At 49.6% G+C, this 15,547-nt stretch carries 16 protein-coding genes; 9 read left to right on the top strand and 7 right to left on the bottom strand.

The features are described from left to right. Positions 1 to 82 precede the first annotated feature (82 nt). From O6P33_RS02410 to ggt, 6 genes are all read left to right on the top strand, one after another. Positions 83 to 463 carry an ectoine synthase gene (locus O6P33_RS02410; RefSeq protein ID WP_269818658.1) on the top strand — a complete coding sequence of 127 codons (381 nt, stop codon included), beginning with the start codon at positions 83 to 85 and terminating at the stop codon, positions 461 to 463. A 182-nt stretch (positions 464 to 645) separates the two neighbouring features. Further along, a complete protein-coding gene (locus O6P33_RS02405; protein ID WP_269818657.1) occupies positions 646 to 2,094 on the top strand; it encodes an aspartate kinase in 1,449 nt (482 codons plus the stop codon). Between the two features lie 123 nt (positions 2,095 to 2,217). After that, a complete protein-coding gene (locus tag O6P33_RS02400; protein WP_269818656.1) occupies positions 2,218 to 2,637 on the top strand; it encodes a hypothetical protein in 420 nt (139 codons plus the stop codon). A 172-nt stretch (positions 2,638 to 2,809) separates the two neighbouring features. Beyond that, complete coding sequence (gene coaD, locus O6P33_RS02395) at positions 2,810 to 3,289, top strand: pantetheine-phosphate adenylyltransferase (protein WP_269818655.1); 480 nt, start codon at positions 2,810 to 2,812, stop codon at positions 3,287 to 3,289. A gap of 103 nt (positions 3,290 to 3,392) precedes the next feature. Then, positions 3,393 to 3,644, top strand: a complete 252-nt coding sequence (locus O6P33_RS02390) for a YfhL family 4Fe-4S dicluster ferredoxin (RefSeq protein WP_269818654.1) — start codon at positions 3,393 to 3,395, stop codon at positions 3,642 to 3,644. Positions 3,645 to 3,652: 8 nt separating this feature from the next. Continuing rightward, on the top strand, positions 3,653 to 5,323 hold the full coding sequence (gene ggt / locus O6P33_RS02385; protein WP_420094955.1) for a gamma-glutamyltransferase: 1,671 nt from the start codon (positions 3,653 to 3,655) through the stop codon (positions 5,321 to 5,323). Between the two features lie 3 nt (positions 5,324 to 5,326). On the opposite strand, the gene O6P33_RS02380 is transcribed toward ggt, so the two are convergent. The 5 genes from O6P33_RS02380 to O6P33_RS02360 form a co-directional block, all read right to left on the bottom strand. Then, positions 5,327 to 7,198, bottom strand: coding sequence for a Na/Pi cotransporter family protein (locus O6P33_RS02380; RefSeq protein ID WP_269818653.1), 1,872 nt, complete (start codon positions 7,196 to 7,198; stop codon positions 5,327 to 5,329). A gap of 231 nt (positions 7,199 to 7,429) precedes the next feature. Next, entirely contained in the window at positions 7,430 to 7,768 is a 339-nt protein-coding gene (locus O6P33_RS02375) for a multidrug transporter (RefSeq protein ID WP_269818652.1), read from the bottom strand. 118 nt (positions 7,769 to 7,886) lie between these two features. Then, a complete protein-coding gene (gene mutM, locus O6P33_RS02370) occupies positions 7,887 to 8,702 on the bottom strand; it encodes a bifunctional DNA-formamidopyrimidine glycosylase/DNA-(apurinic or apyrimidinic site) lyase (protein WP_269818651.1) in 816 nt (271 codons plus the stop codon). A 2-nt stretch (positions 8,703 to 8,704) separates the two neighbouring features. Further along, the gene (locus O6P33_RS02365) at positions 8,705 to 9,379 is read right to left on the bottom strand and encodes a fumarylacetoacetate hydrolase family protein (protein WP_269818650.1); all 675 of its coding nucleotides are present in this window, start codon (positions 9,377 to 9,379) and stop codon (positions 8,705 to 8,707) included. A gap of 56 nt (positions 9,380 to 9,435) precedes the next feature. Further along, the gene (locus O6P33_RS02360; protein ID WP_269818649.1) at positions 9,436 to 10,830 is read right to left on the bottom strand and encodes an FAD-binding oxidoreductase; all 1,395 of its coding nucleotides are present in this window, start codon (positions 10,828 to 10,830) and stop codon (positions 9,436 to 9,438) included. Between the two features lie 204 nt (positions 10,831 to 11,034). On the opposite strand from O6P33_RS02360, the gene serA reads away from it, so the two are divergent. Next, a complete protein-coding gene (gene serA / locus O6P33_RS02355; RefSeq protein ID WP_269818648.1) occupies positions 11,035 to 12,264 on the top strand; it encodes a phosphoglycerate dehydrogenase in 1,230 nt (409 codons plus the stop codon). Between the two features lie 63 nt (positions 12,265 to 12,327). Here the strand turns inward: serA and O6P33_RS02350 are convergent, their stop codons facing one another. Then, a complete protein-coding gene (locus O6P33_RS02350; RefSeq protein WP_269818647.1) occupies positions 12,328 to 12,939 on the bottom strand; it encodes a 2OG-Fe(II) oxygenase in 612 nt (203 codons plus the stop codon). A 204-nt stretch (positions 12,940 to 13,143) separates the two neighbouring features. Here O6P33_RS02350 and O6P33_RS02345 point away from each other — a divergent pair, with 204 nt between their 5' ends. Further along, the gene (locus O6P33_RS02345; protein ID WP_269818646.1) at positions 13,144 to 13,875 is read left to right on the top strand and encodes a hypothetical protein; all 732 of its coding nucleotides are present in this window, start codon (positions 13,144 to 13,146) and stop codon (positions 13,873 to 13,875) included. 13 nt (positions 13,876 to 13,888) lie between these two features. Here O6P33_RS02345 and O6P33_RS02340 read toward each other — a convergent pair whose 3' ends face one another. Next, positions 13,889 to 14,824 (bottom strand): alpha/beta fold hydrolase, encoded by a 936-nt coding sequence (locus O6P33_RS02340; protein ID WP_269818645.1) that lies wholly within the window; start codon positions 14,822 to 14,824, stop codon positions 13,889 to 13,891. A gap of 98 nt (positions 14,825 to 14,922) precedes the next feature. Here O6P33_RS02340 and O6P33_RS02335 point away from each other — a divergent pair, with 98 nt between their 5' ends. Next, positions 14,923 to 15,501, top strand: coding sequence for a DUF6436 domain-containing protein (locus O6P33_RS02335; protein WP_269818644.1), 579 nt, complete (start codon positions 14,923 to 14,925; stop codon positions 15,499 to 15,501). Positions 15,502 to 15,547 lie beyond the last annotated feature (46 nt).

The following is a 15,547-nucleotide window of genomic DNA, read 5'->3' as shown; positions in this document are numbered from 1 at the left end:
CCAGTAAACGCGTTGAATTGACCTTATTTAATCGCGCTGCTGGCTGCGTAAATAATAAGCAGCGCTAACAGGAGTTTTAATAATGATTGTTCGTACCCTTAAAGATGCAGAAAACAGTGAACGCCGTGTAGTGTCTGAAAACTGGGAAAGCACGCGCATGCTGTTAAAAGAAGACAACATGGGCTTCTCGTTTCATATCACCACTATCTATGCCAACACAGAAACCCACATCTGGTATCAAAACCACTTGGAGTCTGTGTACTGCATGAGCGGTAATGGCGAAATTGAAACGCTCAAAGATGGCAAGGTCTACCCAATTGAAGCCGGTACTTTGTACATTCTGGATAAGCACGATGAGCACTTACTGCGCGGTGGTAGCGAAGACATGAAAATGGCTTGCGTATTTAACCCACCCCTCAATGGTAAAGAAGTGCACGACGAAAACGGTGTTTACCCGCTTTAAGTCCTTTTCTAGCGGTTCAGCGTGAAAAACCCAAGCGGCGCTATAGTTATTCCAGCGCCGCTTTATTACACTTCAAGTGTCCGTGCCACCTACACGCTTGGTGGCGACACTCAACACCATGAGCGACGCATTCTGCGCCCTACTCATCCCCATCGATTAACTTATTTAGAACGGACGCACACATGCATACCGTAGAGAAAATTGGCGGCACTTCAATGAGCTGCTTCAAGGACCTGTTAGAAAATATTTTCTTATCGCAACACCCTAAGCACGGTCTTTACCAACGTATTTTTGTGGTGTCAGCCTACAGCGGCATGACCAACCAATTGTTAGAGCATAAAAAAACCGGTGAAGCTGGTGTTTACCAACGCTTTGCTGAGGCCAGCAGTGAAGAAGCTTGGCAAGAACCCTTAGAAAAAGTGCGCGAAGCCATGCTGGCTAAAAACACAGAAATCTTTTCTGATAGCAGCCACGCCCTAGAGCAAGCCAACCAATTTATTAATCGCCGCATTGATGACTGCTTTGATGTGATGCACAGCTTGCATCAGTTGTGTCACTTTGGGCACTTCCAGCTCACCGAACACCTGATGAAAGTACGGGAAATGCTCGCCTCTTTAGGTGAAGCCCACAGTGCCTTCAATACTGTGTTGGCGCTTAAGCTAAAAGGCATTAATGCGCGCTTTGCCGACCTCACAGGCTGGGAAGCGGCGGAGCCTTTGCCCTTTAAAGAAATGATTGAACATCACTTCCAAGGCATCGACTTCAGCAAAGAAATGGTAATTGCTCCAGGCTATACCCATTGCACCGAAGGCTTAATGAATACTTACGATCGCGGTTACACCGAGATTACCTTCGCGCAAATTGCTGCGGCCACTGGCGCCAAAGAAGCCATTATTCATAAAGAGTTTCACCTGAGCACCGCTGATCCAAACCTAGTGGGTGCAGACAAGGTGGTGACCATTGGCATGACCAACTATGATGTGGCCGATCAGCTCTCGAACTTAGGTATGGAAGCCATTCACCCTCGGGCAGGTAAAACCTTGCGCCGCGCGGGTGTTGAACTGCGCATTAAAAACGCCTTTGAACCCGAAGATGCCGGCACCTTAATCAGCCAAGATTACGCCAGTGTTAAACCACGGGTAGAGATTATTGCTGGACGTAAAGATATTTTCGGCATTGAAGTGTTTGACCAAGAAATGCTCGGTGATATGGGTTATGACAACGAAATCACCAACATTCTGCGCCAGCTCAAACTCTATGTGGTGAATAAATCCCGTGATGCCAACAGCATCACTTACTACTGCGCCGGCTCACGCAAGATTATCAACCGTGCTGCGCGCATGATTGAAGAGTGCTACTCCAGCGCCGAAGTGACTGTGCATAACGTGTCCATTGTTTCCGCCATTGGCTCGAATATGAAAGTCAAAGGGATTCTGGCGAAAACCGCAACGGCCTTGGCGGATGCGGGCATCAGCGTACAAGCGCTGCAGCAGACCATCCGTCAGGTGGAAATGCAGATTACCGTACAAGAAAGTGATTACGATGCGGCTATTATTGCCTTGCACCGCGCCCTGATTGAGCCAGAAAACTACACCGATGTAATTGTTCCTCCAGAAGAAACAGAAGAGTAGTCACGCCTCAGCACCGGCCACTGTTCAGCAATGGTCGGTGCTGTGCTACCTGCGACAACTGAGCAGTTTTATTAATTTACATCTATGTATAATAAATCCAGACTAACTTTCTGGAGATTGCTCATGAAAAAAACACTTTTAGCATTATTTTTTGCCGCAACAAGTAGCTATAGCCTCGCTGCTGATCAGCAACAAGTTACTGTTACTCTAGCCTCAGCCAGCACCATGGCCCAAGGTATGGCGATGGTGTTAGCCAATCAAATGCAAGAGCAAGGCGCTCAGGTTGATATTTTACTCTGCGATAAAGCAGGTGACATCGCTTTAAAAGGCGCAACTGGCGACGCTCTTAAACCCAACAATGTAACCCCTGCTCAATTATTAGACGGAGCCCTGAAAAAAGGTGCAACGGCTTCAGTGTGCGCCCTTTACTTACCCAATACCGGTCATAGCGCCGATGACTTGCGTGACGGTATCACTGCCGCTAACCCAGCAACCATGGGTGCTAATTTATTAGAAAAAAACCGCAAGGTGATTGGCTTCTAAAGCGCTTTCAAACGCTAAGCTGTATGTTTAGAAAACCGCTAGCCAAGGTGTCTGCCCGCTCTAATAGGCTGGTAGGCACTCGGTAAAAGTCTCTCACCACGAAACCTTTTTGCGCTCCCAGTGTTGCTGCGTTAAGATTGCAGCACTTTTTAACGCCCTAAAGGACGTCGCAATGAACCGTGTTTTGTACCCGGGCACTTTCGATCCAATCACCCGTGGCCACAGCGATCTAATCGAACGTGCTGCGCGGCTTTTTGAGCATGTGATTGTTGCCGTAGCTGCCAGCCCAAAAAAGCAGCCCTTATTTAGCTTAGAAGAGCGTGTTGCTTTGGCTGAAGAAGTCACTGCACACCTGCCAAACGTTAAAGTGGTTGGTTTTAACAACCTGCTCGCACACTTTGTTAAAGAAGTGGATGCCAACGTCTTAATGCGCGGTTTACGGGCAGTCTCGGATTTTGAATACGAATTCCAACTGGCCAATATGAACCGCAAATTAGCCCCCAATGTAGAAAGCCTATTCCTCACCCCTTCGGAGAAGTATTCATTTATTTCTTCAACGCTGGTGCGTGAGATTGCGGCTCTGGACGGTGATATTTCTGAGTTTGTCCACCCAGCAGTGGGTAAAGCCTTGGCCGCTCGCTTCAAGAAGTGACTTCTATAGCAAGCCTTTGCCAAGCTAACACTGCATGCCGGTTTAGATTGCGGCACAATGCGTTAATTATATTGTGCCCTTACTGCTCAAGAGGAGTTGCTCCATGTCGCTTATCATTACCGATGACTGCATTAACTGTGATGTTTGTGAGCCTGAATGCCCCAACAGTGCAATTTCACAGGGTGAAGAGATCTATGAAATTGATCCAAACCTGTGCACTGAGTGTGTTGGCCACTACGATGAACCACAGTGTGTGCAAGTCTGCCCTGTGGACTGCATCCCACTGGACCCCAATCATGTGGAAAGCCAAGACGAGTTGATGGAAAAATATAAAATCATCACCGGGCAAGCTTAGGCTTAACTATGCATCGATTAGCGCGCGGCCTCCTCAGTATGGTTTTATGCTGGGTGCTGGTTGCCACAGCCGAGCAACCGCCACAACAGGCTTACGTTAGTAGCGCTCACCCACTGGCCAGCGCTGCCGGTATCACCGTGCTTAAGCAAGGTGGCAATGCAGTTGATGCTGCCATTGCCGTAACCGCAGCCCTTGCTGTGGTTGAACCTTACGGTTCTGGTTTAGGTGGCGGTGGTTTTTACTTGTTGCGCCGCGCAGCTAAAACAGCTGATTATCATTTTCTCGATGCTCGCGAGCGCGCACCGCTGGCTGCTGATGCTGATCTGTACCGAGTGGATGGTGTCATTGACCCTCTGCTGTCACTGAACGGTGCTCTGGCCGCAGCTATTCCTGGCATTCCTGCAGCCCTAGACGCCCTCACTCAACAGCACGCGCGCCTACCCTTAGCCAGCAACTTGGCCCCGGCCATAGCTTTAGCCCGCGATGGTTTTGCCATTGATGCAGTCTATCAGGAGCGCGCCAGTTGGCGCTTAGCTGCACTGCAAAATAACCCTGAGTCGGCACGGATTTTTCTGCAACAACAACAAATTCCTAAGCTTGGCTGGACTTTACGCCAACCCGACTTAGCGGCAACCTTAACTATGCTGGCCACACAGGGTGGACAGAGTTTTTACCAAGGGGCATTTGCGCAAACACTGGTGGACGCTGTGCAACACGCCGGCGGCATTTGGTCCTTACAGGACTTAAGCCAATATCACGTTGAATGGCGCGCACCTTTATTGGTGCCATTAGCACAACAGCGTCAACTCATTACCGCGCCACCGCCATCTGCTGGCGGTATTGCCATTGCGCAAAGTCTCTTGATGCTACAGCGCTTGCCTTGGCAGCAAGCCGAACCTGCACAGCGTGCTCACTATATTACTGAAGTTTTGCGTCGCGCTTATCGAGACCGCGGCTTGCTCGGTGACCCTGACTTTGTCAGCAACCCCACCCAAGCACTCCTAGAGCGCGCGCACATTGTTGAGCTGGCCGATAGCATCAAAGTTGACCAAGCCACTCCCAGTGCGAGCTTGGCGCCCAGCCCAGCACTGCATGAAGGTGATCACACCACCCACTTTGCCGTACTTGATCAAGAGGGCAATGCTGTTGCTGCTACCCTTTCGCTGAACATGATGTTTGGTGCAGCCTTTACTGTACCCGGCACTGGGGTGCTCTTAAATGACGAAATGGATGACTTCGCCGCTGACTTGGAAGGCAGTAATGCCTACGGTTTGACCGGTAGCGCTGCTAATAAAATTCAAGCCGGTAAACGACCGCTCTCATCCATGAGCCCAAGTTTTATCGAGGGCCCAAATGATTTTTCTGCTTTTGGTACGCCAGGCGGTAGCCGCATCCCCAGCATGAATGTTCTCGCGATGCTGGAGTACTTGGATGGCCAAGCTCCGCAGCAGTGGGTTGCCAGCGCCCGTATCCACCACCAATACTTACCGGATGTATTGGGTTTTGAGCCAGGCGCTTTAACCGCTGCGCAACAGCAGCGTCTAATGAAAAAAGGTCATGAGCTCAAAGAACTGACCCGCAATTACGGTAACCAGCAAGTGCTCTGGTGGCAGAAAGACTCGGGCCATAGCGCTGCTGCTAGCGATCCCCGTGGGCACGGCGCAAGTTTGCACCACTAGTACTTACGACGACACATTAATCAGCGGGAAATCATCGTCATCACCACCTAAACTGCGCACCTCGCGCAGCAATTCATTTTCCTCCACCAAACCTAACTGCAGGACATTGCGTAGGCTTTGGGTAATTCGGCTGGCATACCCCAGATCATTCATTAATGAACTGGCCTGTAAGTTATCCAACTTCTGACTGCGCACCTCACTGAATATACGGTGGCGGAAATCAGCATCGAACTTAGACGACTGACCATCCACCCAATCAAGACGGCTGCGCCACACATCATCGGGCAAGTCTAAGCGGCCAACCTCACGTACTTGACGCAAGACCCAAAGTAAATGGCGGCGCAAATCTAAATAGTGCTGATGCACCAAAGCCCCATCATCCCTTAAATAACGGCCCATATTTTTCTGCAAATGTTTGGCATCTTTGACCGCATCCACCAGCTGCAAAGCCACCACCTGACACGTCATCCAAAACTGCTGGTGCTCTTCATCCATCTCAGCATCCAAGCGACTCATAAAGCCCAATAAATCGGAGTAGACGCCCTTGATATGGCGCAAATACAGTTCTTCAGCATCTAGGCATTCGTTATCATTGGGCCGCGAGTTCAGCCGTGCTTCATCCACGCGAACGCTAGATAGCTGCTCCACTGGCTGATACAAAGCATGGCAAATCACTTCTAAACTTAAACGGCCTAAGTGCTGCAACTCTTGCACAACCGCGCGGGATGCAGTGTCCACCGAGGTCAACGCAGCCTCACTTAAATAACGGGCGCGGGTTTCCGGCAAAATGCGCTGTTCCACCGTAGAGCGCTGACCTGTTTGCGTCTCCACAATCAAGACACTGGGCTCGGCTCGGTCCGGTAAAAGTCGGCACAACCAAACTTCTAACTGCGACTGCAACGGCCAAAAGAGCAGCACGCCGATAATATTAAATAAGGTTTGAAACATCGCCAGCTGTAACAGGCTGTTATCGCCCGCGCCCAATCCACTCATAATCCACTGCACCAACCACATCAGGGGTGTCAGCAAGAGAAAAGTGGTTAAACCTGTCACCACATTAAAGAGCACATGCACAGCGGCAAGACGCTGACCACCACGATCCCCCCCCAACCAGCCCATGACCGCAACATTTAAACTGCTACCGACACTGCCACCAATAGCCATGGACATGCCTTGCCATAATTCTAATTGACCGGCTGCTAACGCCGCTAAAATAAGCATTAAAGTGGCGTGGCTGGACATCAGCATGGCGGTTAAGAGAATGCCCATACCAATAAATAGTAACTGCCCTAAATAACTGCGACTGACCTGCTCCAACACCTCAAGGTGATTACCAAACTCCACAAAAGCACTTTTAATTTGGTCAATACCTAGGAAAATAAAAGCAATGCCTAAGATAATTCGGCCAATGCCTTTACCCTTGCCCTCGCTAAACCCAGCCAGCACTCCAAACACTAATAAAGGCAGAGCGACAGGGCTTAAGCTAAAGTTTTGCCCTGCTGCTGCCAGCAGCCACATCCCGCCACTGGTACCTAAGTTAATCCCCAGCAAAATCGAGATGCCACCGGCCAGCTGAATCAACCCAGTACTAATAAAAGCAATGGTCAGCAAGGACATCAGGGTGGTCGACTGCAACACCATGGTGCCGCCAACGCCAAAGATAAAGCCTTTAAAGCGAGTCGCAGTACTGTGCTCTAAAAGCCGCTCTAAACGACCGCCAGCTAGCTTTTTCAAGCCCTCTTCTAGACACTGCATGCCAAATAAGAATAATGCTAAACCAGCGCAAAGCTGCAACCAGCCAGGGCTGTACCAGAAACTTACGGATAAGACTGCCAGCGCTAATACAGGTAACAAAAAAGATTTAAGCTTATCCATACACTCACCAAAGCGCAGAGCATTGTTGGAAAATAATTATTGCACGCAAGGGCAAACTCGTAATGTACTTGCGCAACAATACGGCTCGCAAAGGCGTAAATAAAGCATTATGTGCAGCACAGTTAGAACACTGTGAGCACTGTTAAACAGATGGCTCTTGCCTGCACTTAAACAAGCAAAAAAGGCCGCTCTCATTGTGAGGCAGCCTTTTAGTTCAAGGTCGCAATCGAATCAGTCGTCGTGATTATTGTAACCATCTTTGGTGCAGCCTAAGCAGCGCACAAATGCCGCTTTACCCGGCTCAACCACCAGTGCTTGGCCGGCGCGGTCAACCCCACCACCTAATGCGGTGAAAGGTAATGTCACAACAAATAATCCCGCACCAATAATAGTTCCGGCAATTAATAGTGGGCGAGCAATCACTGCATCAGCAACCATCGCATAAGCCGGGGGTGCATCCACTTGGTATTCTGGGTTACCACTGACATTGCCATTACCGGCAGATACCGGCACGCTCATTAAGCTCATGCACAGCGCTAACATTGCAGCAGTGATTCGAAACATATTCATAACAGCGATCCTTCAGCAGATATTTATTAGATATAAACGACTATATACAGCACCAATGCATTTGTCAGCGTAGGCAACTGCTATCCGTTAACAAAATCAACCTTTAATGCCTATTTTGTTAACTCTGGCACTTACTGCAATACACACTGGCTCTTTGCCCCAACTTTACTTCGCTAAGTTCGCGGCCACAAGATAAGCACGGCTGCCCACCGCGACCATAAACAAAGAGTTTTTGCTGGAAGTAACCGGGTTTACCGTCGCCACCCACAAAATCACGCAAAGTGGTGCCGCCCTGCTCAATAGCCACAGCTAAAATACGCTTAATTTCTGTGGTTAACTTGGCATAGCGTGCTTTAGAAACACTGCCTGCTGCGCGGCGCGGATCAATCCCCGCAGCAAATAACGCTTCGCTGGCATAAATATTACCCACCCCCACCACCACCGCGTTATCCATAATAAACGGCTTAATTGGCATACTGCGACCGCGGGAGCGTTCGTACAAATGATTGGCGGAGAAGTCATCCAACAAGGGTTCTGGTCCAAGCTTTTTTAGCAGCTTATGCTGCAACGGCGGCTCAGTACTCCAGAGCATGGCACCAAAGCGACGGGGATCGGTGTAGCGTAAAATCAACCCCGACTCCAGTTCAATATCCACATGGTCGTGTTTTTCTACCGGGGTACCTTGCTCAACCATGCGCAAACTGCCGGACATGCCCAAGTGGCTGATCAAAGTGCCCACCTCAGCAGCAATCAGCAAGTACTTAGCGCGGCGCTCAACACTGACAATCTGCTGCCCAGATAAACGCACATCCAAGTCTTCGGGAATCGGCCAACGTAAGCGCGCATTGCGCACCACCACCCGTTGCACGCGCTGACCAATTAAGTGTGGTGCAATACCGCGGCGGGTGGTTTCAACTTCAGGAAGCTCTGGCACAGCTAGTTCCGCTTCAGCACAAAGGTGTTCACCGCAGTATGCCCTGGCAACTCCATCACTAATTCGTCACCCTCTTGCAGTGGACCGACCCCAGCAGGGGTTCCGGTTAACACCACATCGCCGGGCTGCAACGCAAACTGGCCAGCCATATGCTGAATCAGTGGGATAATTGAATAGAGCATTTCTGCGCTGTTGCTGTCTTGGCGCACTTCACCATTAATAGTTAAGCGCACAGCAATATCAGCCGCATCGCTTACGGCAAAACCTGAAACAAAAGGCGCTAACACACAAGCGCCATCAAATGACTTCGCCACTTCCCAAGGCCAGCCTTTTTCTTTTAACCCCTCTTGCACATCGCGCAAAGTTAAGTCCAATGCTGGGGCGTACCCTGAAATTGCATCTAGGACTTCTTCTTCATTGGGCTGACGAGATAACGGTTTACCAATCAACACCGCAATTTCAATTTCATAATGCACCGCACCGCGGCCTTGAGGGATATTAAAACCACCCTCGGCTGAGACCACACAACTGCCAGGTTTAATAAACAACAAGGGCTCAGTTGGAATAGGATTATTCAATTCTTTGGCGTGGGCCGCATAGTTGCGCCCAACACAGACCACCTTACCAATCGGAAAATGAATGCGCGTACCGTCAATGTATTGATGTTGATAGCTCATAAGAAACCCTTAAAAATCTACAAGCGACCGACCGCCCGAGAGCGCTCGGCCATGGATTAAACTGGAAATATCTTGCCTGGATTCATGATGCCATTGGGATCAAAAACAGCTTTAATTGCCTGCATATAAGCAACTTCTTCCGCAGAACGACTGTAATGCAAATAGTCACGCTTAGTCATACCCACACCATGCTCGGCGGAAATGGAGCCATTGTACTGCTGTACTGTTTCAAATACCCATTGGTTAACAGTCGCACACTGGGCAAAAAACTCGTCTTTGCTGAGGTTATCGGGCTTTAGAATATTCAGGTGCAAGTTACCGTCACCAATATGACCAAACCACACCACTTCAAAATCAGGGTAGTTTTTCGCCACAATCTCATCAATATCCCGCAAGAAAGCCGGTACTTGGCCAACAGTTACGGAAATATCGTTTTTGTACGGCGTCCAGTGCGCGATGGTTTCGGAAATATATTCACGCAATTTCCACAGGTTTTCTAACTGCTGCTCGCTTTGGCTCATGACCCCATCGAGCACCCAGCCTTGTTCGACACAATGCTCAAAAGTATTTAAAGCTTGCTCAGCGACTTCATCATTCACTGCTTCAAATTCAATTAAGGCATAAAACGGGCAGTCGGTCTCAAACGGTGCTGGCACATCACCACGGGCGAGCACTTTAGCTAACGCTTTATCGGAGAAAAACTCAAAGGCCGTGAGGTCTAAGCTGTTTTGAAACGCATGCAGTACGGGCATGATGGAATCAAAATCTGGCGCACCCAGCACTAAAGCCGTGAGATTTTTCGGTGCACGATCCAGACGCATGGTGGCTTCCACGACGAAACCTAAAGTGCCTTCAGCGCCGATAAACAGTTGGCGCAGATCATAGCCGGTGGCGTTTTTGATTAAATCTTTATTCAGTTCCAGCACATCACCTTTACCGGTAACCACTTTCATACCAGCCACCCAGTTACGGGTCATGCCATAGCGAATCACTTTAATACCGCCGGCATTGGTACCGATATTGCCGCCAATTTGGCTCGAACCTGCCGAGGCAAAGTCCACCGGGTAGTACAAACCTTTATCCTGCGCGAACTCTTGCAACTGCTGTGTGGCTACGCCGGGCTGACAGACCACAGTGCGATCCATCTCGTTGAAAGCAAGGATTTGATTCATATTATCAAAGGACACCACCACTTCACCGTTGGCTGCCACTGCGCCGGCTGATAAGCCAGTACGCCCACCCGATGGCACTAACGCAACCTTATGCTGGTTAGCCCAGCGCACGATAGCCTGTACTTGCTCAGGGCTTTTCGGGAAAACAATGGCCAGCGGTGCTGGGGCAAAATGCTTGGTCCAGTCCTTACCGTAAGCGTCTAATGAATCCGCATCAGTCAGTACTTTTCCTGCATCAACTAGGGTTTTTAACTCTTCAATAAGGGCAAGATTGGTCATTTTGGAAACTCTCAAACTGTTCATGGTCGGCCTGAAGACTCTTCACGTCATAAGGCTGGCTGTTTTTTCTGCTGCTTATGGTAGCATGGGCGTCCCGCTAGTCGCGCCTCACGCCGATTCCCGGGCCGGCTTTATTTTTGCCGTTCCGGTCAGTTCTCACTGTCCGTCAACTTGCATTCACATTAGGACAACAGGTCTACGCAGATGAGTAAAACATCGCTTGATAAAAGCAAAATTCGTTTTCTTCTTCTTGAAGGTGTTCACCAGAACGCAATAGATACACTTAATGCAGCTGGTTATACAAATATTGAATATATTACCGGTGCATTACCAGAAGCAGAATTAAAAGAAAAAATCGCTGATGCTCACTTTGTTGGCATTCGCTCGCGTACACAACTCACTGAAGATGTTTTTGAGTGTGCGAAAAAACTGATTGCAGTGGGTTGTTTCTGCATCGGTACTAACCAGGTAGACCTCAATGCCGCTCGTGAGCGTGGTATTGCAGTGTTTAACGCGCCCTACTCCAACACCCGCTCGGTAGCCGAGTTAGTGTTAGCTCAAGCCATCATGCTGATGCGTGGTATCCCTGAGCGCAACGCTGCCAGTCACCGTGGTGGTTGGATGAAGAGTGCCACTGACTCATACGAAATCCGCGGCAAAAAGCTCGGCATTATCGGCTATGGCTCAATTGGTATGCAGTTTTCCGTACTGGCAGAAGCCTTGGGTATGGACGTTTTCTACTACGACGTAGTAACCAAGCTGCCTTTAGGTAACGCTACCCAGGTGGCCACGCTCAACGAACTATTAGCCATGGCTGATGTGGTTTCGTTACACGTTCCAGAGTTGCCGTCCACTGAGTGGATGATTGGTGAGAAAGAAATTCGCACCATGAAAAAAGGCAGCATCTTAATGAACGCTGCGCGCGGTACCGTAGTCGTCATTGAAGCCTTGGCGGCAGCCATCAAAGATGGTCACTTACTGGGCGCGGCAATTGACGTATTCCCAACCGAGCCTCGTTCTAATGGTGAAGAATTTGAAAGCCCACTGCGTGGCTTTGATAACGTGATTCTGACCCCGCACATTGGTGGCTCTACCCAGGAAGCACAGGCCAATATTGGTCTAGAAGTGGCTGAAAAACTAGTTAAGTACAGTGACAACGGTACCTCGGTGTCCTCGGTTAACTTCCCTGAAATGTCACTGCCATCACACCCTGGCAAGCACCGTATCCTGCATATTCACCAGAATATCCCAGGTGTTATGGGCGCAATTAACAAGGTGTTCGCGGACAACAAAATCAACGTTTCTGGTCAGTTCTTACGCACTGATGAAAGTGTTGGTTATGTGGTCATCGATATTGATGCTGCCCACTCTGAGCTGGCGTTAAGCAAGCTACAAGAAGTGGAAGGCACTATGCGCTGCCGTATTCTGTACTAAACACAGCATAAGCGCTTAATAAAAAGGGAAGCTCATCTGCTTCCCTTTTTTAATACTTAGAGATTAAGCACGTCGTAAAAACCAACCGGTAATGGATAAGCGCTCCCGCGTCGAAGGCAAAACCTCATGAGGCCAGTTTGCTGACATAAAGACCATTAAAGTACCGGCCTGCGGCAACACATCATGCACGCACTCATTATCTAAATACATGCGCAACTCACCACCATGCTCCGGCAGCCACTGCTCATTTAAATAGGCTATGCAGGTGACAATACGCCGATCATCATCACGAAAACGATCCAAGTGCTTCTTGTAAAACGCCCCAGCTGGATACAAAGCAAAGTGGCTTTCAAAGTCGTCTAAACCTAAAAATAAAGTTTGATTCAACGCCACTCGCAGCTGCTCCATAAGGCCTAAATAACGATCAACCGCCGCATTCTGCCCCTCTTCCAGCCACTGCATTTTATCGCCTCGAATACCGGAGTGGACCACCTTAGCAACACCGCGACCAATACCAGCCAACTCTAACTGCCCCCGTTGCGCGCGTTTATGGCACTCTTGGGCGAGTTGTGTTGTCAGATCTGTAGGCGTAAAAATACTTTGTTGAGACCAGCCATGTGTGGCCAAGTCATCAACAATACGAGCAAACAATGGGGCAATTGCTAATGTATTCATGTGGAACCCTAAGTTAAGAGCTTACCTGGTGCGTTGTGCACGCTACTGGCTGTCGATTAATTCTGCAGACCACACAGCACATGCTGCATAATATGCGCAATTTGCTTGGCCACATATTTATTTTTACGAGCCACCTAGCAGCTGCCCAAGACATGTTTTCTGGGGCATAAACGCGTTTTTAATAATATTTTTATGGAGATTTAAATGCGTTTCTTATTATTGACTTGCCTACTACTGAGCAGCCCAAGCATTTTCGCTGATGCCTACCTTGAGCTGTACCAAAAAACTGGCTGGCCACAGCAGCACGCGCACTTCTCTAGCGCCTTGCAACAGGCTCAACTGCGCTACCAAGACACATTACCTGAGGCAATCTACCAAGCCTTACTGAACAACAGCAATCAGCGCTTCGCCAGTGATGCCATGCAAGAGCGCGCGCAACATGCCTTGCGCCAACACCTTGCTAACCCAAGTCCTGCCCTTGCCTTTTTTGACTCTGCCATTGGCCAAAAAGTCAGTGCTGCTGAAGTTGCGGCAACACACCCACAGCAACTGCAGCGTCATGCTAGCGGCTTACCCATTATGCATGCCGATGCCACGCGCCGCTTGTTGATTCGTCATTTGGCCAATGCCTTACCCGCTAGCCAAGCCGGTGCCGAAGTGACCTTGGCACTGGGCAGTGTTGCGGCTGATAGTTTAAGCCAAATGCTGCCAGGGCTTATGGGGTCTGGACAAGCCAATGCTCTGCTAGATACCCAGCGCCAGCGCTTAATCAAGCAAATCGATGCCGATATAGATAACACCTTGCTCAATGTTTACCAAGACTTATCCGACGCAGAGCTGGAAGAGTTGGTAAATTTTGCTCAGTCCACAGAAGGCCAAGCCTATTACCAAGCGGCCCTTAAAACACTGCGGGCCAGCTTAGCTAGCGGGCAATAGCAGCTGCTCTGTGTTAACTCAGCTGCTCACTCAGATAGTTGAAGTAGTCGCTGCGTAAAGCCTGCCGTTCATTGGCTAAATGATGCCGCGCGTGCGGCAGTAGCAATACTCTCGGCTCACTAAACTTAGCGCGCAGTACATTTAAATTGTACTGCCAGTCCACCGTCTGATCTGCTGCGCCCTGCACAATAATGGGGCTGCGGGCACTGGGTTGAGCTTGCTCAATATAAGCAATCCACTGCGCTAAAGCACCGACCCAAGCTGTGGGCAGAATCCGCGCCTGCAAAGGGTCATGGCGCACAAACTCAACAAACTGCGCATCATGGGAGTTGTTGCTATAACGCCGGGGTACGCTGGCGCGAAAAGGTCTAACTAACTGATAAAGTAACTGTGATTGTCGCCAAGCCCGTGGCCGCACCAAAGGTGCCAGTAAAATTATTTCACCTAACTGACTCACTGGCTGCTGGGTTAAAACATAATCTAAGGCTATCGCCCCGCCTGTACTTTGCCCAAGCAGATGCCAAGGTTGCGGTAAATGCAGCTGCTGTGCTTTGCTCAGCAAGGCCTGCAATACCAGCTGGTACTCTTGAAAAGAATCAATGCTAGCGCGGGCACCACTGGATAAACCATGCCCCGGTAAATCACAAGACAGTACCGCAAACCCTTGCTGCAAGGCCCAGTCATAAACATGACCATATAAACCCATGTGGTCATAATAGCCATGCAGCACTATCAGGGTCGCTACCGCCTGCTCTGGCCGACAGACCTGCACTGCAACACGATAGCCAGCAACCTCAACACTGCCCAAACGGCAATCAAGATCAGGGGAACGCTGGCCGAAGTCAATCTGATAAAACTCTCGCCAGGCTTGTGCCAACTCAGGATCAACACTGTTGATCTGAAGCTCTGGTAACTCATGCGCCAAAGCTTGCCAATCGAACTCAAGCATCAATCAATACCCTTATTAAATCAGTGCTGCGACATTCTGTGACATATAGATTTTGTCCAGCCCATGGCACTCTATACTACCTTGCCCATGTGCTATTTATGAAACGGTTAACTTTGAAAAAAATACTGATTGGCATTGCTCTAGTACTGTGGCTTGGCTCCATGGTGACCGGCTTATGGTGGTATAAAACCCGCTTTATTCGCCCGTTCAATGAAACCACTGCGGTATTTAGCGGCCAGCAACTGCGTTTACCAGCCAGTCTGGCCGGCGCTGGTAAAATTCGCTTTGTGCACTTTTGGGACCCAGCCTGCCCCTGCAATGTCGGCAATCAACAGCACTTAGTGGAAATGCTGGAGCGCTATAACGGTGAAGTGGAGTTTTACCACTTACAAAAGCCGGGCAGCCAAGGGCAACTACCCAAGGCGCTGAGCAGTATGCGTCACTTAAGTACTTTGCCCGGCTCAGAGCACTTGCCAGCCAGCCCTGCGGTAGCGATTTGGGACCGCACTGGACACTTAGCCTACTTTGGCCCCTACAGTGAAGGAGCAGTGTGCAACTCAAGCAATAGCTTTATTGAACCTGTCTTAGATGCCCTGCTCGATAATCGCCCCGTAGCAGCGGCAAATACCCTCGCGGTAGGCTGTTTTTGTGACTGGCAGCCCGTTATAAGTGAATAAGTGCGCACTACAATTATGCTAGGATGCTTACCAATAAACGGTTGTA

It is taken from the genome of Denitrificimonas caeni (genome assembly GCF_027498055.1).
GTDB lineage: Bacteria > Pseudomonadota > Gammaproteobacteria > Pseudomonadales > Pseudomonadaceae > Denitrificimonas.
The sequence above is the reverse complement of the archived record's forward strand: the minus strand, read 5'-3'. Positions and strand labels throughout refer to the sequence as shown.

What these genes read in the sequence shown, in the direction of transcription:
- O6P33_RS02335 (WP_269818644.1), top strand. Translation starts at nt 14,923, where the DNA reads ATGAAACGGTTAACTTTGAAAAAAATACTGATTGGCATTGCTCTAGTA.
- O6P33_RS02400 (WP_269818656.1), top strand. Translation starts at nt 2,218, where the DNA reads ATGAAAAAAACACTTTTAGCATTATTTTTTGCCGCAACAAGTAGCTAT.
- O6P33_RS02340 (WP_269818645.1), bottom strand. Translation starts at nt 14,824, where the DNA reads ATGCTTGAGTTCGATTGGCAAGCTTTGGCGCATGAGTTACCAGAGCTT.
- O6P33_RS02345 (WP_269818646.1), top strand. Translation starts at nt 13,144, where the DNA reads ATGCGTTTCTTATTATTGACTTGCCTACTACTGAGCAGCCCAAGCATT.
- O6P33_RS02390 (WP_269818654.1), top strand. Translation starts at nt 3,393, where the DNA reads ATGTCGCTTATCATTACCGATGACTGCATTAACTGTGATGTTTGTGAG.
- O6P33_RS02360 (WP_269818649.1), bottom strand. Translation starts at nt 10,830, where the DNA reads ATGACCAATCTTGCCCTTATTGAAGAGTTAAAAACCCTAGTTGATGCA.
- O6P33_RS02410 (WP_269818658.1), top strand. Translation starts at nt 83, where the DNA reads ATGATTGTTCGTACCCTTAAAGATGCAGAAAACAGTGAACGCCGTGTA.
- serA (WP_269818648.1), top strand. Translation starts at nt 11,035, where the DNA reads ATGAGTAAAACATCGCTTGATAAAAGCAAAATTCGTTTTCTTCTTCTT.
- O6P33_RS02375 (WP_269818652.1), bottom strand. Translation starts at nt 7,768, where the DNA reads ATGAATATGTTTCGAATCACTGCTGCAATGTTAGCGCTGTGCATGAGC.
- O6P33_RS02380 (WP_269818653.1), bottom strand. Translation starts at nt 7,198, where the DNA reads ATGGATAAGCTTAAATCTTTTTTGTTACCTGTATTAGCGCTGGCAGTC.
- O6P33_RS02405 (WP_269818657.1), top strand. Translation starts at nt 646, where the DNA reads ATGCATACCGTAGAGAAAATTGGCGGCACTTCAATGAGCTGCTTCAAG.
- coaD (WP_269818655.1), top strand. Translation starts at nt 2,810, where the DNA reads ATGAACCGTGTTTTGTACCCGGGCACTTTCGATCCAATCACCCGTGGC.
- ggt (WP_420094955.1), top strand. Translation starts at nt 3,653, where the DNA reads ATGCATCGATTAGCGCGCGGCCTCCTCAGTATGGTTTTATGCTGGGTG.
- O6P33_RS02350 (WP_269818647.1), bottom strand. Translation starts at nt 12,939, where the DNA reads ATGAATACATTAGCAATTGCCCCATTGTTTGCTCGTATTGTTGATGAC.
- O6P33_RS02365 (WP_269818650.1), bottom strand. Translation starts at nt 9,379, where the DNA reads ATGAGCTATCAACATCAATACATTGACGGTACGCGCATTCATTTTCCG.